Consider the following 23,449-nt stretch of genomic DNA (forward strand, 5'->3'; position numbering starts at 1 on the left):
CGCCTCCGGTGCCTGGTACCTTGAAGCCAGAGGTGACGGAATACATCGAAGGAGACCGTATGAGCACCGCGACGGACACGTTCCGGCAGGCCCGCGACAGCCTGCTCGAGATGCGCACCGACCTCGAACAGGCGCGCGCCGCCTTCACCTGGCCCCGCTTCGAGCACTTCAACTTCGGCCTCGACTGGTTCGACGAGGTCGCCCGCGACAACGACTCCCCGGCGCTGTGGATCGTCGAGCAGGACGGCACCGAGGGGATCTGGAGCTACCGCACCCTCTCAGCGCGCTCGAACCAGGTGGCGAACATGCTCCGCGCCGCCGGCGTCACCCGCGGCTCGCACGTCATGGTCATGCTCGGCAACCAGGTGGAGCTGTGGGAGACCATGCTCGCCGGGATCAAGCTCGGCGCTGTGCTCCTGCCGACCACCACCCAGCTCCAGGCCGCCGACCTCACCGACCGGGCCGAGCGCGGTGAGGCCGCGTTCGTCGTCGCCACCGCCGCCGATGCCGCGAAGTTCGACGCCGTCGACCTGCCGCTGACCCGGATCTTCGTGGGCGGCGAGCCGACCCGCGAGGGGGACATCGCCTACGCCACGGCGGACGAGTTCCCCGCGGAGTTCGAGCCCGATGGGCCGACCCCGGCGGACGACCTGCTGCTCCTCTACTTCACCTCGGGCACCACCTCGAAGGCGAAGATGGTCGCCCACACCCATGTGTCCTATCCCGTCGGACACCTGTCGACGATGTACTGGATGGGCATGGAGCCCGGCGACATCCACCTCAACGTCGCCTCCCCGGGCTGGGCCAAGCACGCGTGGTCGAACATCTTCACCCCGTGGATCGCCGAGGCCTGCGTGTTCCTCTACAACTACTCCCGCTTCGACGCCCCGGCGCTCATGGCCACGATGGAGCGGGTGGGCGTGACGAGCTTCTGCGCCCCGCCCACCGTGTGGCGCATGCTCATCCAGGCCGACCTCGGCCTGCTGTCCACCCCGCCGCAGAAGGCGCTCGGCGCCGGCGAGCCGCTCAACCCGGAGGTCATCGACCGGGTCAAGGACAGCTGGGGAGTGCTCATCCGCGACGGCTTCGGCCAGACGGAGACCACCCTGCAGATCGGCAACCCGCCCGGCCAGCCGATCAAGTACGGCTCGATGGGCCGGCCGCTGCCCGGCTACGACGTGGTGCTGCGCGACCCGGCGACCGGGGAGATCGGCGACGAGGGCGAGATCTGCCTGCGCCTCGACCCGCGCCCGGTGGGACTGACCGCCGGCTACTGGCACGACGAGGAGCGCACCGCCGAGGCGTTCGAGGACGGCGTCTACCACACCGGCGACGTCGCCTCCCGGGACGCGGACGGCTTCATCACCTACGTAGGCCGTGCCGACGACGTGTTCAAGGCCAGCGACTACCGGCTCTCCCCGTTCGAGCTCGAGAGCGTGCTCATCGAGCACGAGGCCGTGGCGGAGGCCGCGGTCGTGCCCTCGCCCGACCCGGTCCGGCTCGCGGTGCCCAAGGCGTACGTGGTGCTCGGCTACGGCTGGGATCCCAGCCCGGAGCTCGCGCGCGACATCCTCGGGTTCTGCCGCGAGAACCTCGCCCCGTACAAGCGGATCCGGCGGATCGAGTTCACCGAGCTGCCGAAGACGATCTCCGGCAAGATCCGCCGGGTCGAGCTGCGGAGCCGGGAGCGCGATCTCCACCCCGACGAGGGGGCGACGACGGTCGAGCACACCGAGTACTCCGACGCCGACTTCCCCGAGCTGCGCGGCTGAGTCCGGACCGGTGACGCCCGGCCCGGGGCGCCTCGGGCGGGGCCGGCCCGGCGGTTCGGAGACGGGTCGCGGGCGTTCGGGTCCGGGGCTCGAGTGCGCACGCTCACACCTCACGCTCATCGACTTCCAAAGTTAGCGTGTTTGAATTGCCCGGTTCGCGCGACGAGGGAGAATCTTTGGCCAAGCACCAGAAGACCGCCGCGGCCGGTTCGGCCGCCGCAAGTTCCACCGGGAGGTCCGGGGTGAACAAGGGTCTGCTCAACTACCCCCGCTCGGGGGTGACCGGGTGGACCCGCTGGCTGCCGTCCCTGCGCCTCATCGGCGTCGGGGTGCTGGCGCTGTTCGTCCTCGTCATCGGCCTGTTCAGCATCGGCTACGCGGTGACCGACGTGCCCGAGCCCAACGTCGAGGCCGAGGGTCAGACCTCGACCGTCTACTGGGACGACGGCGAGACCGCGCTCGGCACCTTCAAGATCGAGGACCGCCGCAGCGTCCCGATCGACGCGATCTCCCCGGCGATGCAGCAGGCGGCGATCGCGGCGGAGGACCAGTCGTTCTACGAGAACCGCGGCATCTCCATCAAGGGCCTGTCCCGCGCGGTGTGGGGCGTCGTCACCGACAACTACGCCGGCGGCGGCTCGACGATCACCCAGCAGTACGTCAAGAACTTCTACCTCACGAACGAGCGCAGCATGGACCGCAAGGTCCGCGAGATGTTCATCGCGATCAAGGTCGACCAGGAGCTGACGAAGGACGAGATCCTCGCGAACTACCTCAACACGATCTTCCTCGGCCGGCAGAGCTACGGCATCGAGGTCGCCGCGCAGAACTACTACGGCAAGCCCGCTTCCGAGCTCGACGTCCCGGAGAGCGCGCTGCTCGCCGCGATGATCCAGCGCCCCGGTGCCGCGGACCCCGCGGAGAGCCCGGAGGAGTACGAGGACCGCTTCCGCTACGTGCTGGAGAACATGGCCGAGCTCGGCTATATCACCGAGGACGAGGCCGCGAGCACCGAGATGCCGGAGCTGTCCGAGGCGAAGAAGGACAACCAGTTCCGCGGCCAGAACGGCTACCTGCTCGACAATGTCCGCAAGGAGCTCGTCAACGCCGGGATCACCCCGGAGATGCTCGACCGCGGCGGCCTGCAGATCCACACCACCTACAACCAGGAGGACGTCGAGGCCGCGATCGATGCCGTCGAGGACCTGCCCGAGCTCAAGAAGGGCATGCACGTCGGACTCATGTCGATCGACCCGAAGACCGGCGGCATCAAGGCGATGTACGGCGGCGAGGACTACCTCGAGCGGCAGCAGAACCAGGCGACGGAGGACATCACCCAGGCGGGCTCGACCTTCAAGCCCTTCACCCTGGTCGCCGGATTCGAGAACGGGTTCCGACTCACCGACCACTTCGCCGGCAACAGCGGCACGACGATGATGTACGACGGCACCCCGTGGCGGCCGAACAACTACGGCGGCGCGAACTACGGCTCGGTGAGCCTGCTCCGGGCCACCGAGAGCTCGATCAACACCGCCTACGCGCAGCTGAACATCGAGGTCGGGCCGGAGAAGACCAAGGACGTCGCGATCCGCGCCGGGCTCGGCGAGGACACGAGCGGCCTCGAGGCCAACGCGGCGAACGTGCTCGGCACCGCGAGCCCGACGGTGGGCCGGATGACCACGGCCTACGCGACCTTCGCCGCCAACGGCATCCACCGGGCCCCGCATTCCGTGGCGAAGGTCGAGAACCCCGACGGCGAGGTCGTCCACGAGGCCGACACCGAGGGCGAGCGGGTGTTCGACGAGAACGTCATGGCCGAGACGAGCTACGCGCTGTCCCGCGTCGTGACCTCGGGCTCGGGCTCCTACGCCCAGAACCTCGGCCGCCCGGCCGCCGGCAAGACCGGCACCTCGCAGGACAACTACTCCGCGTGGTTCGCCGGATACACCCCGAACCTCGCGACCTCGGTGGCGATCTACCGCGAGGACGAGGCCGGCAACCCGATGGAGATCGGCGCCTACGGCGGCCGCGGCTCGATCACCGGCGGCTCGTTCCCCGTCCAGGCGTGGACCCAGTACATGGATGACGCGCTCGAGGGCGAGGACATCGAGAAGTTCCCCAAGCGCGGTGAGCTGCCCGACGTCGAGAAGCCGAAGAACGACTCCGGTGTGCCGAACCAGGCTCCGCCCGCCCGCCCGAACCCGAACCCGAACCCGAATCCGGACCGGCCGCGCGGCAATGACGACGACGACCAGCCGCGCCAGGAGCGTCCGCGCGACGAGGAGGACGAGGCCCCGATCGAGGAGCAGCCGGAGGAGCCGCGCGAGGAGGAGCCCGCACCGGAGCCCCCGCCCGAGGAGCCGGCACCCGAGCCGCCTCCCGCACCGGAGCCGCCGGCACCGGAGCCCCCGGCGCCGGAACCGCCCCCAGCCCCGGAGCCCCCGCCCGGCGGTGGCTCCGGTGGCGGAGGCGACCAAGACGGCGGCAACAGCATCGGCGGCGGCTGACACCTCGGCGCACTCGACCGTACGGAATCGCAGGGCCCGGAGAGATCTCTCCGGGCCCTGCGGTGCCCCTGCGGTCCGGCGGCACGGTCACCGGTCCTCTAGGCTGATTCCATGACCCGCTTCACCCCGGAGACCCTGGCCCGCCCGCTGCTCGGCGGCCCCAGCGGTGCGCGTCTGGCCACCGGCGGCCCGCAGCACGGGATCGTCGGCGGGGTGCTCGCGATGTGCCTGCTCGGTGTGACCACGCTGCTCGGCGTGCTCCTCCAGGCCCCGTGCGTGGCGCGCGGCTGGGAGCAGCCCTTCGCCTCGTTCCGGATGTGCGCCTCGCCCCTGGCCAACGGGATCACAGCGACGACCTTCCCGGACGCCCCCGGCCGGGCCCCCGGAGCGAGCACGGAGTTCTCTCCCGCCAGTGCCTGGCTCGTGGGGCTCGCGGATCGGCTGGGCGCTGGAGCGGAGACCGGTGACACCGCCTTCTTCATGGTCCTCGTCCTCCTCCTCAACGTGCTCGCGATCGCCGCGGCCGGCATCGCCCTGCTCCTCCTCGGGCGCAGCCGCGGGGACCGGGTGTGGATCCCGGTGGCGTTCGTCTCCCCGGTCATCGTGTTCACCCTCGGGCAGTCGTTGGACCCCGTGGGCGTGGCGCTGGCGCTGTGGGCGGTCGTCCTCCTGCGGCCGGCGCCCTCCCGGGTGCCGCGTTCGCCCCTGGTCGCCGGCGCACTGCTCGCGCTCGCCGCGTTCATCAATCCGCTCGCCCTCGTCGTGGTCCTCGCGCTCGCCCTCGTCCTGGTCTCACGCCGCGAGACCACCGACCTCATCGCGGCGTGCGGTGCGTTCATCGTCGCCGTGGGCGTGCTCATCGTCCTCGACGGCCGCCTGTTCGGCCGTCTCGCGGCCTGGTGGGCCGAGGCGATCGACCGCGGCTCCGTGGTCTCCCTGCTGAGCTACGAGCGGTCCCTCGACCCCGGCCTGCTCACCGCGGTATCGGTGATCGTCTGGGTGCTCGCGCTCGGCATCGCCTGCGCCGTGATGCTCGCCGGCCGGTCGGCCGCACCGCTGTCGCTGCCGGCGGTGGCGACCGTGCTGCTCGGCCTCAGCCTGCTGTTCATGCCCGCCGCCCCCACGTGGAACGCGCTGTGGCTGGTCCCCTTCGCCGCGCTCGCCGTGCGGCACCTGTGGGTGCAGGTGGCCTGGGGGCTGTCCGAGGCGGCCCTCGCGGCGGCCGTCCACCTGTCCGACGTCACCGCGCTCGACGCGAGCGAAGGGCTGTCCCCGATGTGGCTGTCGGTCTTCACCCTGCTGCGCCTCTTCGCCCTCGCCTTCCTCGTGTACCTCGCCACCGAGCGGCTCCGCGCCGCACCCCCGGCCCGCATGTCGCGGGACGCGACAGCCGATGCGGTGTCGGCCGCCGCCGGATCCGACATCGCGAGCAGCGTGCCGGGCGGGGGCTCCGGCGAAGGTGACACGGCCCGGCCGAATCACTAGAATGGTGAGGTCTGTGCTGCCGGCGGACCGTTCCGCCGGTGGGCCCGACACAACGTATGTACCCTCCTGCCATGGACCGACCATGGCCGCTGAGACCAGAGGAGGTGGGTTACACGTGCGTCATTACGAGCTCATGCTCATCCTTGATCCGGAACTCGACGAGCGCAATGTGAGCGCCACTGTCGAAAAGCTGCTGAAGGTGGTTCCCGCTGATGGCGGAACCGTCGACAATGTGGATGTCTGGGGACGTCGTCGCTTCGCGTACGAGATCCAGAAGAAGGCCGAAGGCTACTACGTGGTTGTGGACTTCCACGCCACTCCGGCCACCACCAAGGAACTGGACCGCCAGCTCGGGCTCAACGAGACCGTCATGCGGACCAAGATCCTTCGCCCGGACGCCAAGTAATCACTCACCGGAGCCGTTGATCTAAGGAGCCAGCATGGCAGGCGAGACCATCATCACCGTCGTTGGAAACATCACCGCCGATCCCGAACTCAGGTTCACCCCGAACGGCGCGGCCGTCGCCAACTTCACGGTCGCCTCGACCCCGCGGACGTTCGACCGCCAGGCCCAGGAGTTCAAGGACGGGGAGACGATGTTCCTCCGCTGCAACGCCTGGCGCGAGATGGCCGAGAACGTCGCCGAGTCGCTCCAGCGCGGTTCCCGAGTGATCGTCCAGGGACGCCTGAAGTCCCGCACCTTCGAGACCAAGGAGGGCGAACGCCGCACGGTCTTCGAGCTCGACGTCGACGAGGTCGGCCCGAGCCTGCGCTACGCCACGGCGAGCGTGACGAAGAACGAGCGCAGCGGCGGCTTCGGCGGCGGCGGCAACTATGGCGGCGGACGCGGCGGCAATGCCGCGGGCGGCGCCGGCGGCCAGGGAGGCGGCAACTCCGGCGGCGGATGGGGACAGAACCCCAATGCCGGCGGTGGCGGCTACTCCCAGGGTGGCCAAGGAGGCCAGGGCGGCTACAACCGCCCCCCGCAGCAGTCGCAGCAGGACGACCCCTGGGCATCGTCCACCCCGCAGAGCGGACAGGGCGGCGGTTGGGGCAACCCGACCGACGACGAGCCCCCGTTCTGATCAACACTTTTTCTGACAGGAGACACTCATGGCAAAGCCGGACCCCCGGAAGCCGATCAAGAAGAAGGCGAACCCGCTCAAGCCGGGTGAGGCTTCGCAGATCACCTACAAGGACACGTCCACACTGCGCAAGTTCATCTCCGACCGCGGCAAGATCCGTGCCCGCCGCGTCACCGGTGTGACCGTGCAGGAGCAGCGCGTCATCGCCAAGGCAGTGAAGAATGCCCGCGAAATGGCTCTGCTTCCCTACTCGAGCTCGTCTCGCTGATCCGTTAGGGGAATCAACCATGGCTACCAAGAAGCTCATTCTCAACCATGAAGTCGACGGCCTCGGTGCCGCCGGCGACGTCGTCGAGGTGCGTGCGGGCTACGCGCGCAACCTGCTCATCCCGCGCGGCTGGGCGACCCCGTGGAGCGAGGGCGCGCAGAAGCAGATCGACGCCCTGCGCAAGTCGCGTCAGACCCGCCAGATCGCGGACCGCGACGAGGCCCTGGCTCTCAAGGAGAAGCTCGAGTCGACCTCGGCGAAGATCGAGATGAAGGCCGGTGCGCAGGGTCGCCTGTTCGGCGCCGTCACCCCGGCCCTCGTCGCCGAGGCGCTCGCCGCCTCCGCCGGTGTCGACATCGATCGTCGCGCCGTCGCGCTGCCCGGTCACGTCAAGAGCTCCGGTTCGTACACCGCCACCGTGCGCGTGCACGAGGAGATCACCGCGAACGCCAAGTTCGACGTCATCGGCAAGGCCTGATCGACTGCTCCAGACTGCAGAATCCGAAGGTTCCTGAGAACGGAATCGCCGGATAGTGCAGTCTCAGCGCACGGCCGCTCGATCGAGGCGCCGCGTCCCCACAGGGGCGCGGCGCCTCGGGCGTTGTCGGGCAGGTGCCGGGCCGCGGTGCGCGCGGCCGTCGGGCGGAGCCGTCGAGCGGGGCCGTCGAACGGGGCGTCGTGCTCGGCCGGCGCCGGCGGGCGGACTGTGCGACTTCCGGTGGAGAGTGGTGGCATCGACGGGCGTACACTCCACCGAAACTCCCACGATCGCGAGCCCACGCGTGTGCTCCGGTTCCAGCGGGGAGTGGAACAATGGCGCACATGACCCAGCTTCCGACCCGAGAGAACATCGCGCCACCGGCCCCGCGCCCCGCGCTCACCACCGAGCCGGAGGACGCCGAGCGGGCCGAAGGGCTGCGGCGGATGCGCCGGCTGGCCACCGGGCTGCTCGTCCTCGCCGCTCTCGTCTTCCTCGTCACCCATCTGTTCACCGACCTCACCGGCGTGTGGGGCTTCGTTGCGCGCGCCTCCGAGGCGGCGATGATCGGTGCGATCGCGGACTGGTTCGCGGTCACCGCGCTGTTCCGGCACCCGTTGGGCCTCAAGATCCCCCATACCGCGATCATTCCGCGCAAGAAGGACGTGCTCGGGGAGAGCCTGTCGAACTTCGTCGCGGTGAACTTCCTCAAGTCGCACACCGTGGCGCCGAAGCTGCGGAAGGCGGAGATCACCCGCCGGGCCGGGAACTGGCTGGAGCAGGAGAAGAACCAGGCGATCGTCGTCGAGCGGGCCGGGCAGGGCCTCGAGTACGTGCTCAAGCGTGTCGACGACGATGCGATCGAGGGCATCACCCGAAACGTCCTCGTCCCCAAGCTCGTCTCCACCCACAAGTCCCCGGTGCTCGGCCGGCTGCTCCAGGAGATCGTGCAGGACGGGGCGCACCACCGGCTCGTCGACCTCGTCGTCGGCGAGGCCTATGTGTGGCTGGCGAACAACCCACGCGTCATCGATGAGATCGTCGCGCAGAAGGCACCGGACTGGGTGCCCGGGTTTCTCAACGACACCGTGTCCAACCGCCTGCGCAAGGAGGTGCTCGGCTGGGTCGCCGAGGTGCGGGATCAGCCGTACCACAAGGCCCGGCAGGCCCTCGACCGCTGGCTGCTCGAACTCGCCGAGGCGCTCAAGAGCGACACCACGATCGCGGAACGGGCCGAAGGTGTGCTCGACGATCTGCTGCGGCAGGAGGGCGTCGTCCACTCGGTGCTCGAGGTGTGGGCCTCGCTCAAGCGCCTGCTGCGCGGCGCGGTGCTCGACACCGAGGGCGAGGTGCACGCCCGGATCCGCGGCCTGCTCGCCCAGATCGCGGACCGGATGGTCAACGACGTCGAGTTCGCCCGGTCGATGGACGACCGCATCGCGAGAGCCGCCGGCGACCTCGCGGAGTCGTTCGGCCCCGAGCTCGCGAGCGTCATCTCCGACACCATCGCCGGCTGGGACGCGCGCGAGGCCTCGGACCGGATCGAGCTCTACGTGGGCCGCGACCTCCAGTACATCCGCATCAACGGCACGGTGATCGGCGCGCTCGTCGGCCTGGTCATCCACGCCATCACGCTGATCCTGCCGAGGATCTGAGGCGCGGGGCCGCAGGCGCCGAGGAGGGCCGCCCGGCGGCGTCGGCAATGGGCTCGCGGGCCGGCAGCAGGGCGGTGGGCCCGGGGCGGCAGGTCTCCAAGTGCATGGGCTTGACCCTCACATCGCGTGAGGCACGACAGTGATCCTGTGGACGACGACGATCGAAGGAGAACGGTGGCAGTGATGCCGGACGGGCACGCACCTCGGGCACGGCGGGAACCGGCGGAGGACGGGACCGGCCTCGGGGATGCCGAGGCGGGACTCACCGTCGGCCGCACCGCCGAGCTCGTGGGCGTGAGCGTGCGGACGCTGCACCACTGGGATGCGCTGGGGCTCGTGTGCCCGAGTGCGCGGACGTGGGCCGGGTACCGGCTGTACGGGCGGGCGGACGTCGCCCGGCTGCAGCAGGTGCTGGTCTATCGCGAGCTCGGGATGAGCCTGGAGCGGATCGGGGACCTGCTCGACGCTCCGGAGGCCGATGTGGCCGAGCAGCTGCGCAGCCAGCATGATCTCCTCGCCGATCGGATCGCCCGCCTGCAGGCCATGAAGTCTGCGGTCGAACAGATGATGGAGGTCGAAACCATGGAGAAGAAGCTCACCCCCGAGCAGCAGGCCGAGGTCCTCGGCTCGAACTGGAACCCGGAGTGGCACTACGAGGCCGAGGAGCGCTGGGGCGCCACCGACGAGTGGGCCGAGGCCGAGGGGCGCAAGGCGCAGATGGGCCGGTCCGACTGGGAGCAGGTCAAGCAGGAGGCCGAGGCGCTCGAGGCGGACCTCGCGGCAGCGAAGCGCCGTGGAGTGGAACCCGGGTCCGAGGAGGCGAGCGCGCTCGCCGAACGGCACCGGGAGTCGATCGGGCAGTGGTTCGAGGTGAGCCGGGCCAAGCACGTGCTCATCGCTCGCGGATACACCGAGGACCCGCGCTTCCGCGAGCACTACGACACCCGTGAGGCGGGCCTGGCGGCGTGGCTGCGTGAGGTCATCGAGGCCGAGGCGCGGGCCCACGGGGTCGACCCGGAGACCGCCGAGTGGGAGTGATCCCCGGTGACCCGACCGGAGCCGAGGCGCGCGGCCGGTGGCGTGAGAGCGTCGCCGGTGCGCGCCTCGGCGGCGGGTGACCGAGCGCCCTGTGCTCACCGCCCGGCACCCGGTGTCCGCGGGCCGCGATAGAGTTGTGTGGCCGGTGCGATGCCGGTGGATCGAGCTGTGCGCGGGACGGGGAGAATGAGCGAATCGAACGACTGGCAGCGGGCCGAGGGCGGTCTGCGGACCCCGCCCCAGGACCTCGAGGCCGAGCAGAGCGTGCTCGGTGCGATGCTCCTGTCGAAGGACGCGATCGCCGACGTCGTCGAGGGCATGCGCGGCGAGGACTTCTACAAGCCGGCCCATGAGACCGTCTACGACTGCATCCTCGACCTCTACGCCCGCGGCGAACCTGCCGATGCGGTGACGGTGTCCAACGCCCTGTCGAAGTCCGGCGACCTCGCCCGGATCGGCGGAGCCGCCTACCTCCACACGCTCATGTCCTCGGTGCCGACGGCGGCGAACGCCGGGTTCTACGGGACGATCGTGCGCGAGCGGGCACTGCTGCGCCGCCTCGTCGAGGCCGGCACCCGGATCGTGCAGATGGGCTACGACGCCGAGGGTGACACCGATGAGCTCGTCAACCGGGCGCAGTCGGAGATCTACCAGGTCACCGAGCGGCGCACGGCGGAGGACTACGTCCGGCTCTCGGAGATCATCGAGGCCACGGCCGCGGAGATCGAGCGGTCCGGCGACCACGAAGGCGACACCGCCGGTGTGCCCACCGGATTCACCGAGTTCGACCAGCTGACGAACGGCCTCCACCCCGGGCAGATGATCGTCATCGCCGCCCGGCCCGGCGTGGGCAAGTCGACGCTCGCGCTCGACATGGTGCGGTCGGCTACGATCCATGCGCAGCAGACGACTGTGATCTTCTCGCTCGAGATGGGGCGCATCGAGCTGTCGATGCGCCTGCTCAGCGCGGAGTCGAGCATCAAGCTGCAGAATCTGCGCCGCGGCGAGCTCACGCCGCAGGACTGGACGACGCTCGCGTCGACGATGGCGCGGATCAATGAGGCGCCGCTTTTCATCGACGATTCGCCGAACATGGCGCTCACCGAGATCCGGGCGAAGTGCCGCCGCCTCAAGCAGCAGCATGATCTCAAGATGGTCGTCATCGACTACCTCCAGCTCATGAGCTCGGGCAAGCGCGTCGAGTCGCGTCAGCAGGAGGTCTCGGAGTTCTCGCGTTCGCTCAAGCTGCTGGCCAAGGAGCTCGAGGTGCCCGTGGTCGCGCTTTCGCAGCTCAACCGCTCCTCCGAGCAGCGCACGGACAAGCGGCCGATGATCTCCGACCTCCGCGAGTCCGGTTCGATCGAGCAGGATGCGGACATGGTGCTCCTCATCCACCGCGACGACATGTACGACAAGGAGTCGCCGCACGCCGGCGAGGCCGACATCATCGTCGCCAAGCACCGCAACGGCCCGACCGGGGAGATCAAGGTCGCCTTCCAGGGCGCGCGGAGCCGCTTCGCGAACATGCCGCAGTAGGGTGCAGGTGTGGAGACCCCTGCCGACGGTCGGAGTGCGCGTGGCACCCCCACGCCGGCAGGCATGTCCCACTCCGCGCTGATCGGGCCGATCCGACCCCCGGGCCTGCACGTCACGTCCTTCAACATCCGCCGGCGGGGAGGGCTCCTCGGCAGCAGGCGCCTCGACCGGTGGACGGAACGCCGATGGCTGGTCCGCGAACTGCTGCGGGCAGAGCAGCCCACGGTCCTCGGGGTGCAGGAGGCATTGCCGGACCAGGCCGCGTGGGTGCGCGACAGCCTTGGACCCGACTATCGCAGCGTCGGCCGGGGCCGCAGCGCCGATGGCAGCGACGAGGGCATCCCGATCCTCTACGACAGCCGACGGCTGGAACTCCTGGGGTGGAATCAGCTGGCGCTCTCCGACACCCCGGAACAGCCCGGATCGCGCAGCTGGGGGAACCTCATCCCGCGCGCCGTCGTCACCGCGGAGTTCGCCGATCAGCGCACCGGGGAGCGTTTCACCGCCATCAACACCCACCTCGATCACCTGTCGCCGAGGTCCCGGCTCCGTTCGGCGCACATGCTCGGGGCCCTGGCTGCGGCGCAGCCAGGGGCGGTGGTGCTCACGGTCGACGCCAACTGCCGGGTCGGTTCACCGCCGTACGGAGTACTCACCCGCGAGGGCGGGCTGCGGGACTCGTGGACGACGGCGGAGCACCGCCTCACCGAGGAATGGGCCACCTACTCCGGCTACCGTCCGCCGCGCACCGGCGGGCGGCGCATCGACTGGATCCTGGTGAGCGCGGGCATCACCGTGCATGCCGCGGGGATCAACGCTGCGCGATTCGCAGGCCGCGCGGCATCCGATCACGAACCGGTGCACGCCGCGCTGACGATCGAGTGGTGAGGTACGAGATTTGCCGCGCTCCCGGCGAGCTCGGGACGAATGCGGCAGGACTGCCCCGCTCGTCCTGAGCAAATTGTCGGGCACTGTGACGCAGGCGACGGAATCCCCGCCATTAGTTGAATGTTCTACTATCCAGCGCGGCGAGCCTGCTGATCATCCGACACGCGTCGCGCCCGAGAGGGAGCACGATGACCGACCAGACCGAAACCCGGCGTCGACCGACGATCGACGTGTCGCGCGACGAGCACCGCCGCACTGCAGGCGACCTGCTGCCCGACGACCTCCGCATAGACGTCGTCACCCTGGCCGTCGGCGATCTCGAGGCGATGGTCGCCTACTACCGCGACGCCCTCGGACTCACCGAACTGACCGACTCCCGTCACCATGCCGCAGACGGAGTGCGCACCGCCGTGCTCGGCCGCGGCACGACACCGCTCATCGTCCTCGAGCACCGACCCGGCTTGCCCCGGGCGTCCCGGCAGTCCGCCGGCCTCTTCCACACCGCAATCCTCTTCGAGACCCAGGCCGAGCTCGCTGCGACCGTGCTCTCCGCCGCCCGGCACCCGCACTCCGAGTTCGTCGGCAGCTCCGACCACCTCGTGAGCGAGGCCTTCTACTTCACCGACCCCGAAGGCAACGGGATCGAGCTCTACTGGGACCGGCCGCGCGAAGACTGGTCCTGGTCAGACGGGCAGGTGGCGATGGACACGATCCACCTCGACCCCAATCGGTACCTGCAGGCGCACCTCGCCCCCGCCGACCCCGAGGCCCGTCCGGCCACCGAGCGTCCCGGCGCCGAGGTCGGCCACGTCCACCTGCAGGTGGGTGACATCGGCACTGCCAAGCAGTTCTACGTCGACACCCTGGGCTTCGAGCAGACCCTGATGATGCCGAGCGCGCTCTTCATCTCCGCCGGCGGCTACCACCACCACATGGCGATGAACGTGTGGAACAGCCGAGGCGCCGGCCCGCGGGCGGCCAGCCTGGGCCTCGGCGACGTGCGCATCACGCTCCCGGCGCGTACCGACGTCGAGGCGGTGGCCGAGCGCCTGCGCGACCGGCGCATCGACTTCCAGGACGACGGCGCGGCCGTACGGGTCCTCGACCCGTGGCGCACCCCGGTGACGCTGACCTCGGAGGGCTGAGCGCGCCGGGCCGACCTCGGCCGCCGAGCGATCACGGCACGGCCCCACCGGCACCCACCCATGACGAAGGGGCGACACGGAATCCGTGTCGCCCCTTCGTCATGCACAGTGGGTCATGCTTGGTGCTCGCCGACAGTCGACGTCGACTGCACCTGCCTGGTTCAGTCGTCGCAGTTCGAGCAGATCCCGGACTCCGGCAGCTCGATGAAGCAGGAGTCGCAGGTCGACCGCCGGCGTTCGTTGCGCGACCGCCGCTCGCTGCCGTCGTACCCCCGGTTGCCCGGATGCCAGATGCCCCACATCCCCGTCCGGGTGCCGGGCCAGGGCTCGAAACCCGCCGGAGCCAGGTCACCGAGCGCATTGATCGCTTCGTCCGCGCTGGTGAAGCCCTCGCTCCACCCGTAGCCGATGTGCATCGCCGGCCCGGGTTCAGCTCGAACAGCTTTGATGTACCCGGAGGTCCCGTAATAGTCGGAGAAGTCGATGTGGTGGGCGGATGCACGGATCCATGGCACATTCTCGAGCGGAATCACGGAGGACCGCAGGGCGTCGTCGAGCGAGGAGGACCGGTGCAGCTCAGCTTTGCCCCGAGTTTATGAGATCACCCTCATGTACTCGAGGGACACCGCCTCAGCGGCCGGCGTACGAGCGCCCGCCGCTGCGACGCGAGTGGTCGTAGGGCGTGAGGTTTCGATTCGTACCAGGGATCGTTTCGAGGCCATTCCACGGTTCGCTTGATACCCGGGCGAAGGGGGAGGCGAAAGCTGTGTACTAAACTGTGTACATCGACGCCTTGCATCTGACATGTGTCGTGCCTATTGTTGTTTTCAAGGCACCACAAGTTACTCTTCCAGGAGAACAGCCATGAAGCGCAATACAAACCGTCGGATGATCGTGGTCGATGTCGAAAACGTCAACGGAGGTCCGATCGCGTCGCCTGCTCAGGGTGCATGGGTCGAACGAATCCTGACCCATCGGCTCGGACTTCAAGCCGGAGACCAGGTCGTCATCGGATGCAACCGAGATGGGCTATCGCTGACGAACCTCTATTCCGCTTGGGGAACACGCGTTCGGTATGTCGCTGAGCCGGGCACAGACGGAGCAGATTGCGCTCTTCTGCAAGTCATGACTGAAGACCTGCCGCAACGATTCGACGAACTTCTCCTGGTGTCGGGGGATCACATCTTCGCTCCGATGATCGCTCACCTGGCTACCAATGGATTGCCGACACATGTGTTTGCCCACACGGAATCGCTGGCACCGGCTTTGAAGCTGGCGGCAACCCGAGTTTCTACGCTGAGGCCGCAGGAACCGCACGAGCCGGGTTCGATCGAATGGAAAGAAGGAGCCTGATAATGAGCACTTCAGGTCTGGTGACGATCAAGGACATCACTGCATTGGCGCACGTGGGGCGCGCTGCGGTTTCCAACTGGCGGGCCCGATACCAGGACTTTCCAGCACCGTCCGCCGAATCCACGTCCCGGCGACTGTACTTCGACCGAGAAGAGATCATCGAGTGGTTGACGCAGCACGGCCATCATCCACCTCTCTCGGAAAATCAAGAAGCTGATCTAGCCTCTGTCATAACAGGATTGCAAGCCGAATCAAAAGATCGAGAGTCGGCGGCAGAGACAGCCTTGATGCTCCTCGCCATATCATTCGGCGAGAACCCTCTATCCACCGCTGCAATTCGCAAAATGCAAACGTGGAGTGATCTGGCGCCATTTGCACTTGATCTCCCGACGCCAGTGCGAGACACGATTGCTCATGCGATGCGATCCCGAAATGGCCTCACCCGGGCGGAGCTCGACACTCTTCGCGTTCTATCTTCGATGAAGTCTGAAACACCCCGATCCATCAGCGAGCAGATAGTTGAACGCCTGTTCACGGACGTCAGCCGTGCTGATTCCGTAGCAATCGGTACTTACCGGTCGTCCGCAAGCCGACTCCTCGCCGAGCTTGCAAGAACTTCGCTGACTGGCGGCAATTCAATATACGACCCAGTTTGTGGAATCGGCGATGCCCTGGTGCAGATTGCTGACACTCGGGGCGACTGCGATTACTTTGCGAACGACGTGGACCCAAGCGCGACCGCAATTGCGGTGCTCAGGTTGTTTTTCTGCGGTGTACAGGCCGCGGCGTCTAGCGCGAACATCATTGAGTTCGATCCTCACTCAAGCCTGAAGGCAGATGTCGTAATCGCTGAACCGCCGTTGGGTCCGTCGGTCACGGGCACTATGAACCCGACTGACCGTCGATGGCTTTCATACTCGGAAGTGACCGGCCCGCGAATTGCAGATGCCGGGTTCATCTTGGACGCTGTTCATCATCTTTCCGCAACCGGCAGTGCCTACGTCATCACCGCGAGCAACCTTCTCACTGCAACCGGCCTTGGCACCCTTAGGCAGCGCCTCGTGGCAGCTGGCCAGGTAGAAGCGGTAGTTGAGCTTCCGAAGGGCTTCATGAAGAACACGAACATCGGCACAGCCCTCTGGGTGCTGAGGGCGTCTGGTGCCGACCAGACTATGCTCATTGACGCAACGGGGCAGAAAGAAGTCGAATCCAAAGTTGCAGGGTGGCTGACAACAATACGTTCGGGCGACGTGCCGCCTGTTCCCCACGTCTCTATCACGACAGCTGATTTGACCAATCGCACTACGCATCTTCGAGCCGCACCGCACCTCTACGTGCCTCCAACCGCGACTGAAGCACAATCGTCCTGGCTCACCGCAGCGAATGCAGTTGAGACGGAGGTTGCACGGCTGAACGAATTTCTTGAGGTGGTCGATGTGGATTCCCGACCCGATTTCGAGAAGGCTCCAGTTGTCTCAATCGCACAGCTCCTCAAGCTGGGTGTCGTCCGGACGGTGAATTGTCACACCCGACCTCGTAGTGAAGAGGGGTCCCAGTGGAACCGGAAGATTCTAATTCTTCCACTCGGAGAAGTAGGGTTGATGGCCGAGCAGATCGCATCTGACGACAGCGGCGGGTTTGCTCCGGTGCCCGACGATTACGACGCGGCAATGACCGGTGATATCGCAATCCCGATCATCGGCATCCGCCCTTCCATATGGGTGCCGGTCGACAACGTCGGTGTGTCATCCGGTGGCCGAGTCATTCGAGTCATCGAGTCGTCACAGCTGGACGCGGAGTACCTCAATTGGTGCGTCAACGCAAAGTGGAACGAGCCGACAGCCACGAGCTCCGGGATACCTCGACGGTCGATGAAGGATATACAGGTTCCACTCATCTCATTGGAGTCTCAGAAGCTCCTCGTGGACTACTTGAATACGCTCGAGGATCTCACGTCGCAAGTCGATAGCCTCAAATCGGCATCCGGGAAATTGATCGATGCCACGCTCACTGCTGTCAGGTACGGGGGGAACGAATAGCGATCTCCTACGTGGATGTGCGTGTGATGTCGCTATTCGTTCCCCCGCACCGCCTCACCGCCCGGCGTACGAGCGCCCGCCGCTGCGACGCGACTGGCCGCCGCGACGACGGCGTCCGCCGGAGGAGCCTGCGCCCTGACCCTGCGCACCGCGGCCGGACGAGCGCCCGCCGGAGCGTCCACGGCCCTGACCCTGCTGCTGCTGCGGCGCCCGAGGTGCGGGCTCGACGTGCGGCGCGAGCGAACCGACGAGGCGGGTGACCTCGTCGGAATCGGCGGTGACGGAGATCGGGGAGACCTTGACGGCGGCCTTGCGGAGCAGGTCGCGGGTGTCCTTTCGCTGCTCGGGGAGCACGACCGTGACCACGTCACCGGCGCTGCCGGCCCGCGCGGTGCGGCCCGAGCGGTGGAGGTACGCCTTGTGCTCGGCCGGCGGATCGACGTGGACGACGAGCTCGACGGAGTCGACGTGCACACCGCGGGCGGCGACGTCGGTGGCCACGAGGACGCGCACGTCCCCGTCGCCGAACGCGCCGAGGTTGCGGTCGCGCTGGCCCTGGGACAGGTCGCCGTGGAGATCCCGGGCCGGGATGCCCTGGGTGGTGAGCTGTTTGGCCAGGCGCTTCGCCTGGTGCTTGGTGCGGGTGAAGAGGATCCGCTTGCCGGTGCCGGAGGCGAGCTTGGCGATGAGCGGCTTCTTGTCGTCGTTGCTCACCTCGAACACGTGGTGGGTCATCGCCGACACGTGCGAGGTCGCCTCGTCCACGGAGTGGAGCACCTCGTTGTGGAGGAAGCGCTTGACGAGCTTGTCCACGCCGTTGTCGAGCGTGGCGGAGAAGAACATGCGCTGGCCGTCGGCCGGCGTCTTCTGCAGCAGGCGGGTGACGCCCGGGAGGAAGCCGAGGTCGGCCATGTGGTCGGCCTCGTCGAGCACGGTGATCTCGATCTCGTCGAGGGTCAGTGCCCGCTGCTGGAGCAGGTCCTCGAGGCGCCCGGGGCAGGCGACGATGATGTCGACGCCGCTGCGCAGTGCGCTGATCTGCTTGCCGGCGCTGACACCGCCGAAGATCGTCGTCGTGCGCATCCCGTACTCCGCGGCCAGCGGCTTGAGCACGGCATCGATCTGGGTGGCGAGCTCACGGGTGGGCGCGAGCACCATGCCGCGCGGGCGCTGGGGGCGGCGGGATCCGCGGGCGTCGTCGCCGAGGCGCGCGACCATCGGGATGGAGAACGCCAGGGTCTTGCCCGAGCCGGTCTTGCCCCGGCCCAGCACGTCGCGCCCGGCGAGGGTGTCGGGCAGGGTGTCCTGCTGGATCGGGAAGGCCTCGGTCTTGCCCTCGGCGGCGAGCGAATCGACGAGCCGCGCGGGCACGCCGAGTGCGGCGAAGGTGGTCGGCTGGGCCGGGGACTTCGACGTCGGTGCCTTGGCCGCCGACGGCTTCCGGTCCTGGGTCTTCGCGGCCGGGGCCGAGGTGCGGGCGGAGCGCTGCGGGGCGGCCGCACCGGTCGAGCGGTCCGCGTCCTGGGAGCGTGCGGGGCGCTCCTGGTTGCGGGGTGCCCGGGTGGCCGAGGAGTCCTCGGTCCGCACTGCGTGCTGGGCGCCGGGTGCGCCCTGGGCGCGCGTCGCCTTCTGCGAACGGGTGCGGTTGCGCGAACGCGCGGGGGACTGCGGGGTGGTGTGCGTGGAGGTGATGGTGGGGCCTTTCATTGTGCCAGGCCGAGGCGTGGTGCATGGTGCGGGGCCCTGGAGCTGGCTGGTGGCGGGAGCACCGGACGGTGCTCTCGATCGCCGCGAGGAAGTAGCTTCAGAAACACGAACCGGAAGGGGACACGGTTCCCATGACGAGGAGTCCTGACGACGCAGGGAACCCGAATGACGGGTTCGCAAGTACCTTCAGCCTATCGCGGATGTGCCGCTGACCCGAATCGGCCGGACTCGGGACCGTCCGGCTACCGGCGCAGCGGACTTGGGACCGGGCGATGCCGTGCCCGACGGCACACCCCCGCGCGCTCCTTCGCTCGGTCACGAACTGCTTACAGATCGAACGTTAGATATGGACTCTTGAACGATCCCGGTCTAGGTTCGGGACTGTATCGACGTGGATACGCATCCGAGGCGCACACGGGATGAGCTGGGCGAAGAGGCCCTGCTTCCTCAGCGCCAGGGTGTCGAGCAATGTGGATCCGGAGTCCCTGCGGGGATCGAGGACCGCCTCGTGAAAGGACGATGACGTCTTGAGGATCAGCACGGGAGCGAGCCGAGCGCTCGCATCACGCACCACCAAGCTCCTGGCCGGCAGTGTGCTGGCCACCGCGATGCTTGCTGTCACCGGATGTGCCGGCAGCGCCGGCGCCGGTGGAGGCGGACAGACCGGCGGCGAGGGCTATGAGTACGGCGCCTCGCAGGATGAGATCAACGAGGCCATCGCCGACCTCGAGCCGGTGAAGCTCTCTTTCCAGACCGGAGCGCCGTCGGAGAATTCCGTCGCCGGGCGCCGCTCGATGGACTACAAGAAGGCGGTCGAGGAGGCCTCGAACGGACAGATCGAGGTCGAGATCATCTGGGGCATGGCCGTCGCCGGCTATCCCGAGGCCGTCGATGCCGTGGTCGACGGCCGCGTCGACATCTCCTACCACCTCGTGTCCTACGAGCCCCAGCGCTTCCCCGAGGCGAGCGCGATCGGCACTGCGCTGGGCAGTGTGCCCTACTCCCCGCTCGTCGGGGAGATGGTGGCGAACGCGGTCGGCTCCGAGATCGGCTGGAACGACCAGGCGCTGCTCGATCGCTACGAGGCGGAGGGCGTCACCGTGCTCTCCCCGATCCTCGCCAACGGCGCCTACTCGCTCAACTGCAACTCGGAGATCAACACCGCCGAGGTGCTCAAGGGCAAGCAGGTGCGCGCCGGCAGTGCCCCGCAGAGCCAGGCGCTCGACCACTTCGGCGCGGTGCCGACGAGCCTCGAGTTCACCGAGGCGTTCGAGGCGCTGCAGCGCGGCACCGTCGACTGCGATCTCTCCCCGATGAGCGCGAAGGAGATCAGCGGCATCTACGAGGCGGCCCCCCACCTGGCCTACTCGACTCGTGCGAACTGGCCACGGTTCTCCGCGACCTACCTCGCCGGTCAGAAGTTCAACGACCTGCCGCTGGCCTACAAGCAGATCATCTTCGATGCCGGCGGCACGATGGTCAGCGGTTCGACGCAGAGCTACGTCGACTCCAACGCGGTCCACGTCGCCGACCTGGCGAGCGTCGACGGCACGATCGACGAGTTCGATGACGAGTTCCAGGACGAGCTCGGGAAGTTCCTCATCGAGCTGCAGGACGCCTCGGTCGAGGAAGGCCACCTGCCCGAGGACATCAAGGAGCAGGTGTCCGACCTCACCGACAAGTGGACCCAGCGGGTGGCCGACCTCGGCTACGAGGACGAGGGTTCGATGGAGGAGATGGACGACTGGTACAGCGCCGACGACGACTGGTCGGCCTTCGCCAAGGACGTCTACGAGAACACCGGTGCCCTCGATCACCGGCCGACGGAGTGACACCGGGTTATCACCTCCCAGCGGTGAGCGGAACGACGAACGGCCCGAGGCGAATTCGCCTCGGGCCGTTCTCGTGCGGGCGTCAGCCGGTCACGGCTTCACGGGGGAGTCGGCTCCCGCATCGACTCCCTTGCGGTCGAGCCAGTCGTGCGGGTCGATGAACCCGACTCCGGTCGACGACTTCCACATCGCACCGCTGGGCTCCGCGGAGTTGAGGAACACGCCGAAGTGCAGGTGGGGGCCTTCGCTGTTGCCGGTGTTGCCGGCTTCACCGAGCTTGGTGCCGGCCTCGACGGTGTCGCCGGGCTTCACGTCGACGCTGCTGAGGTGTCCGTAGTAGGTGTACATCTCGTCGCCGTTGATGTCGCCGTGGGCCACGACGAGGCCGTTGCCCGTGTGGTGCTTGAGCGCGGAGCTCGGCGAGGTGTCGCCGACGGTCTTGCCGTCCTCGACCCGGAGGACCTTCCCGTCCGTCACCGAGGTGATCGGGGTGCCGGTGGGGGTCCCGTAGTCGGTGCCGAGGTGTCCGGGGTAGCCCGGATTGTCGAAATCGGCCGTCACCTCGGTCCCGGAGGGAACCGGTGAGCTGTAGACGCGGTCGGCGGCGGCCTCGACGCTCTCCTGCGCGGTGTCCGCTCCGGCGCTCGCCTCGGCGGCGTTGGCTACCAGTCCGGGCCCGCCGAAGGCGAGGCCCAGGCCGACGGCGAGTCCGACGGCCGGCGCCACGCGACGGTGGCCGCGGCGAGTCGGGCGGTGGGGGTGTTCAGTTGCGGCAGCCGTGTGGATGGTGCGTGTCACTGTGAATCATTTTTTGCGAGGAATCGGGGATCTGGACGTGCGCATCAGTCCGGCTGAACTGACACGACTCACCCGAACAGCGGAGTCTGAGTACCGCCTCATCGCCCCGGCGCCGAGGTGCGTGCCGGTTCGGACGGCGCGTGCGGCATGAGCATGGGGCAGACCCCGGGCGCGGACCGCGGATTCCGTTCGGGTCTCGGACGGGTTCTCCAAGGTGATGCTAAGGGCCCTGCCACGGGGCGGCTAGCGCGTGTTTCACCTGCGGTTCACCTCGACCGGGCCCGCCTGGCAGGCAGTTCAGCACCCCCTCAGGGGGCAATCAGATGCCTTGCCGGTCCGTGATGGGGGTTCCTAGCGTCGGGGCCGGCACAGCACTCCGACCTTCAAGGAGATGTTTCCTATCCGGACCTGCGCTGCTTGTCGATCAGCTGGGGCGGTGGTCCTTCATCGTCTTCTCCATGAAGGCCTCACCGAGCGGCCGGTAATCGGTGTCCATGTCGTACCACTCGTCCATGTCGGCGAGCGATCCACCGTCGGAGTACCCGAGCTCCTCGACCTCGGTCGTCCATTCCTCGCGCACGGTCGCCATCCGGTCGAGGATGTCGTCGCCGATGATGCCGGATTCCTCGACCTCCTGCCGCTTTCCGTCCGCGAAGGCTTTCACCTCGGCCTGGAGCTCCTCCGAAGCTTCATCGATCTGCACGCCCTGCTCGCGGGTAGAGGCGACGGCTTCACTCTTCGAACTGGAGACCGTTGCACCGTGGAAGTAGTCGGCGAAGTTGTCGAAGAGGATCTGCTGGTATGCGAGTGGCAGCTCCTCGACTCCCGAACCGGTGAGGATGGCACCGGACACGCGCGGGAAGCTCGTCGTGGTCGTGTAGCCGAGGTTCGGGGCGACCTCGAAGAATCCGCCCTGGACCACGTCGGAGAGCACCGCGAGCGAGCAGTCGATCGTGCCGCGCTGCAGGGCTTCGTACGCCTCCACTCCGGCGATCGACACCGGCGATCCGCCGACGTGGCTCACCATGTCGGAGGCCGCCGGAGAGCCGACGCGCACCTGGAGACCCTGCCAGTCGTCGAGTTCTGGGCTGGGCTCGGTGCAGACGGAGTAGTACTCACCGGACGCCATGACGGGGAGGAACGGTGTCACGTCGTTCTCCTCGTACTCGGCGAGGATCTCCGGGGTGTTCCACGACAGTTCGGCTGCCGCGAGGTTGGTGACGAGCTCGCCGACTACCGGGGTGGATTCGTCACCAGCCAGGATTGGGTTGAGTGCATTGAACGCGGGAAACCGTGCCGGGTCGTACGTGGGCAGAGTGAACGCCATGTCGACGCGGCCATCGGCCAATGCGTTATGGATTTCGTCGTAGGTGGCGATCGACTGATTCCAGGCGAGCTCCACCGTGATTTGCCCGTCGGACATCTCTTCGACGGCTTCCTTGAAGGACGTGCGGATCGGAGATTGTGGGGAGTTCTGTGAGGTCGCCGGGATCTGGTAGGTGATCGTCACCGGTTCGAGGTCCTCGATCGCGGCGGAGACGACCTCAGGGGAGGTGCCGAACGCGTAGCCTTCGCCGCGCTCACCGCCGCCGGTACCTCCGCCGGCGCTGCCAGCACAGGCGGACAGGGTGAGACAGAGGGCCGCTGCGAAGGCGATGACGTGGCTGCGGCGGTGCCGAATTGTGGACGGGGAAAAGGGCGAATCTGTGGAGAGGGGGCGCTTCATGATCTCACCTGTGAATCGGGACTCGCGCAGTCGGATGGGTCGCTCATCGTCGAACCGACCTCAAAAACACCCTAACAAATGCTCAGGCAGTTTTGAAGAGTCGGGGGATGTGGGGTGCGCCAGCGCAGGGATCGCCG

19 protein-coding genes are annotated in these 23,449 nt (G+C 67.9%); 15 read left to right on the plus strand and 4 right to left on the minus strand.

Annotated elements, in window-relative coordinates:
• Positions 1 to 59 precede the first annotated feature (59 nt).
• The 12 genes from AB0I45_RS04970 to AB0I45_RS05025 all read left to right on the plus strand — a co-directional run bounded on the left by AB0I45_RS04970 (position 60) and on the right by AB0I45_RS05025 (position 13,857).
• Positions 60 to 1,772 (plus strand): AMP-binding protein, encoded by a 1,713-nt coding sequence (locus tag AB0I45_RS04970; RefSeq protein ID WP_345029076.1) that lies wholly within the window; start codon positions 60 to 62, stop codon positions 1,770 to 1,772.
• A gap of 137 nt (positions 1,773 to 1,909) precedes the next feature.
• Positions 1,910 to 4,279 carry a transglycosylase domain-containing protein gene (locus AB0I45_RS04975; protein ID WP_345029078.1) on the plus strand — a complete coding sequence of 790 codons (2,370 nt, stop codon included), beginning with the start codon at positions 1,910 to 1,912 and terminating at the stop codon, positions 4,277 to 4,279.
• Between the two features lie 111 nt (positions 4,280 to 4,390).
• A complete protein-coding gene (locus AB0I45_RS04980; protein ID WP_345029080.1) occupies positions 4,391 to 5,764 on the plus strand; it encodes a hypothetical protein in 1,374 nt (457 codons plus the stop codon).
• Positions 5,765 to 5,879: 115 nt separating this feature from the next.
• Positions 5,880 to 6,170, plus strand: coding sequence for a 30S ribosomal protein S6 (gene rpsF, locus AB0I45_RS04985; protein WP_137320359.1), 291 nt, complete (start codon positions 5,880 to 5,882; stop codon positions 6,168 to 6,170).
• Positions 6,171 to 6,204: 34 nt separating this feature from the next.
• A complete protein-coding gene (locus tag AB0I45_RS04990) occupies positions 6,205 to 6,849 on the plus strand; it encodes a single-stranded DNA-binding protein (RefSeq protein WP_247424337.1) in 645 nt (214 codons plus the stop codon).
• Between the two features lie 28 nt (positions 6,850 to 6,877).
• Entirely contained in the window at positions 6,878 to 7,117 is a 240-nt protein-coding gene (gene rpsR, locus AB0I45_RS04995; RefSeq protein WP_137318531.1) for a 30S ribosomal protein S18, read from the plus strand.
• 19 nt (positions 7,118 to 7,136) lie between these two features.
• The gene (gene rplI / locus AB0I45_RS05000) at positions 7,137 to 7,595 is read left to right on the plus strand and encodes a 50S ribosomal protein L9 (RefSeq protein ID WP_295687190.1); all 459 of its coding nucleotides are present in this window, start codon (positions 7,137 to 7,139) and stop codon (positions 7,593 to 7,595) included.
• A gap of 344 nt (positions 7,596 to 7,939) precedes the next feature.
• On the plus strand, positions 7,940 to 9,250 hold the full coding sequence (locus AB0I45_RS05005; RefSeq protein ID WP_345029086.1) for a DUF445 domain-containing protein: 1,311 nt from the start codon (positions 7,940 to 7,942) through the stop codon (positions 9,248 to 9,250).
• 183 nt (positions 9,251 to 9,433) lie between these two features.
• The gene (locus AB0I45_RS05010) at positions 9,434 to 10,288 is read left to right on the plus strand and encodes a MerR family transcriptional regulator (protein ID WP_345029779.1); all 855 of its coding nucleotides are present in this window, start codon (positions 9,434 to 9,436) and stop codon (positions 10,286 to 10,288) included.
• A 186-nt stretch (positions 10,289 to 10,474) separates the two neighbouring features.
• Positions 10,475 to 11,824, plus strand: coding sequence for a replicative DNA helicase (gene dnaB / locus AB0I45_RS05015; protein WP_345029087.1), 1,350 nt, complete (start codon positions 10,475 to 10,477; stop codon positions 11,822 to 11,824).
• 63 nt (positions 11,825 to 11,887) lie between these two features.
• Positions 11,888 to 12,712 (plus strand): endonuclease/exonuclease/phosphatase family protein, encoded by an 825-nt coding sequence (locus AB0I45_RS05020; protein ID WP_345029089.1) that lies wholly within the window; start codon positions 11,888 to 11,890, stop codon positions 12,710 to 12,712.
• Between the two features lie 188 nt (positions 12,713 to 12,900).
• Positions 12,901 to 13,857, plus strand: a complete 957-nt coding sequence (locus AB0I45_RS05025) for a VOC family protein (RefSeq protein ID WP_345029091.1) — start codon at positions 12,901 to 12,903, stop codon at positions 13,855 to 13,857.
• Positions 13,858 to 14,018: 161 nt separating this feature from the next.
• Here the strand turns inward: AB0I45_RS05025 and AB0I45_RS05030 are convergent, their stop codons facing one another.
• Entirely contained in the window at positions 14,019 to 14,372 is a 354-nt protein-coding gene (locus AB0I45_RS05030) for a hypothetical protein (RefSeq protein WP_345029093.1), read from the minus strand.
• Between the two features lie 349 nt (positions 14,373 to 14,721).
• Here AB0I45_RS05030 and AB0I45_RS05035 point away from each other — a divergent pair, with 349 nt between their 5' ends.
• Together AB0I45_RS05035 and AB0I45_RS05040 are read left to right on the plus strand one after the other, a co-directional pair.
• The gene (locus AB0I45_RS05035; RefSeq protein WP_345029095.1) at positions 14,722 to 15,210 is read left to right on the plus strand and encodes an NYN domain-containing protein; all 489 of its coding nucleotides are present in this window, start codon (positions 14,722 to 14,724) and stop codon (positions 15,208 to 15,210) included.
• 2 nt (positions 15,211 to 15,212) lie between these two features.
• Positions 15,213 to 17,249 (plus strand): N-6 DNA methylase, encoded by a 2,037-nt coding sequence (locus AB0I45_RS05040; RefSeq protein ID WP_345029096.1) that lies wholly within the window; start codon positions 15,213 to 15,215, stop codon positions 17,247 to 17,249.
• 54 nt (positions 17,250 to 17,303) lie between these two features.
• Here the strand turns inward: AB0I45_RS05040 and AB0I45_RS05045 are convergent, their stop codons facing one another.
• Positions 17,304 to 18,956, minus strand: a complete 1,653-nt coding sequence (locus tag AB0I45_RS05045; protein WP_345029097.1) for a DEAD/DEAH box helicase — start codon at positions 18,954 to 18,956, stop codon at positions 17,304 to 17,306.
• Between the two features lie 527 nt (positions 18,957 to 19,483).
• On the opposite strand from AB0I45_RS05045, the gene AB0I45_RS05050 reads away from it, so the two are divergent.
• Complete coding sequence (locus AB0I45_RS05050; protein ID WP_345029100.1) at positions 19,484 to 20,788, plus strand: C4-dicarboxylate ABC transporter substrate-binding protein; 1,305 nt, start codon at positions 19,484 to 19,486, stop codon at positions 20,786 to 20,788.
• Positions 20,789 to 20,878: 90 nt separating this feature from the next.
• On the opposite strand, the gene AB0I45_RS05055 is transcribed toward AB0I45_RS05050, so the two are convergent.
• Together AB0I45_RS05055 and dctP are read right to left on the minus strand one after the other, a co-directional pair.
• Positions 20,879 to 21,586: a M23 family metallopeptidase gene (locus tag AB0I45_RS05055; RefSeq protein WP_345029102.1), complete on the minus strand. Its 708-nt coding sequence runs from the start codon at positions 21,584 to 21,586 to the stop codon at positions 20,879 to 20,881.
• Positions 21,587 to 22,010: 424 nt separating this feature from the next.
• Positions 22,011 to 23,312 (minus strand): TRAP transporter substrate-binding protein DctP, encoded by a 1,302-nt coding sequence (dctP, locus tag AB0I45_RS05060; RefSeq protein ID WP_345029103.1) that lies wholly within the window; start codon positions 23,310 to 23,312, stop codon positions 22,011 to 22,013.
• Positions 23,313 to 23,449 lie beyond the last annotated feature (137 nt).

This window comes from Brevibacterium sp. NPDC049920 (assembly GCF_040656435.1).
Lineage (GTDB): Bacteria > Actinomycetota > Actinomycetes > Actinomycetales > Brevibacteriaceae > Brevibacterium > Brevibacterium pityocampae.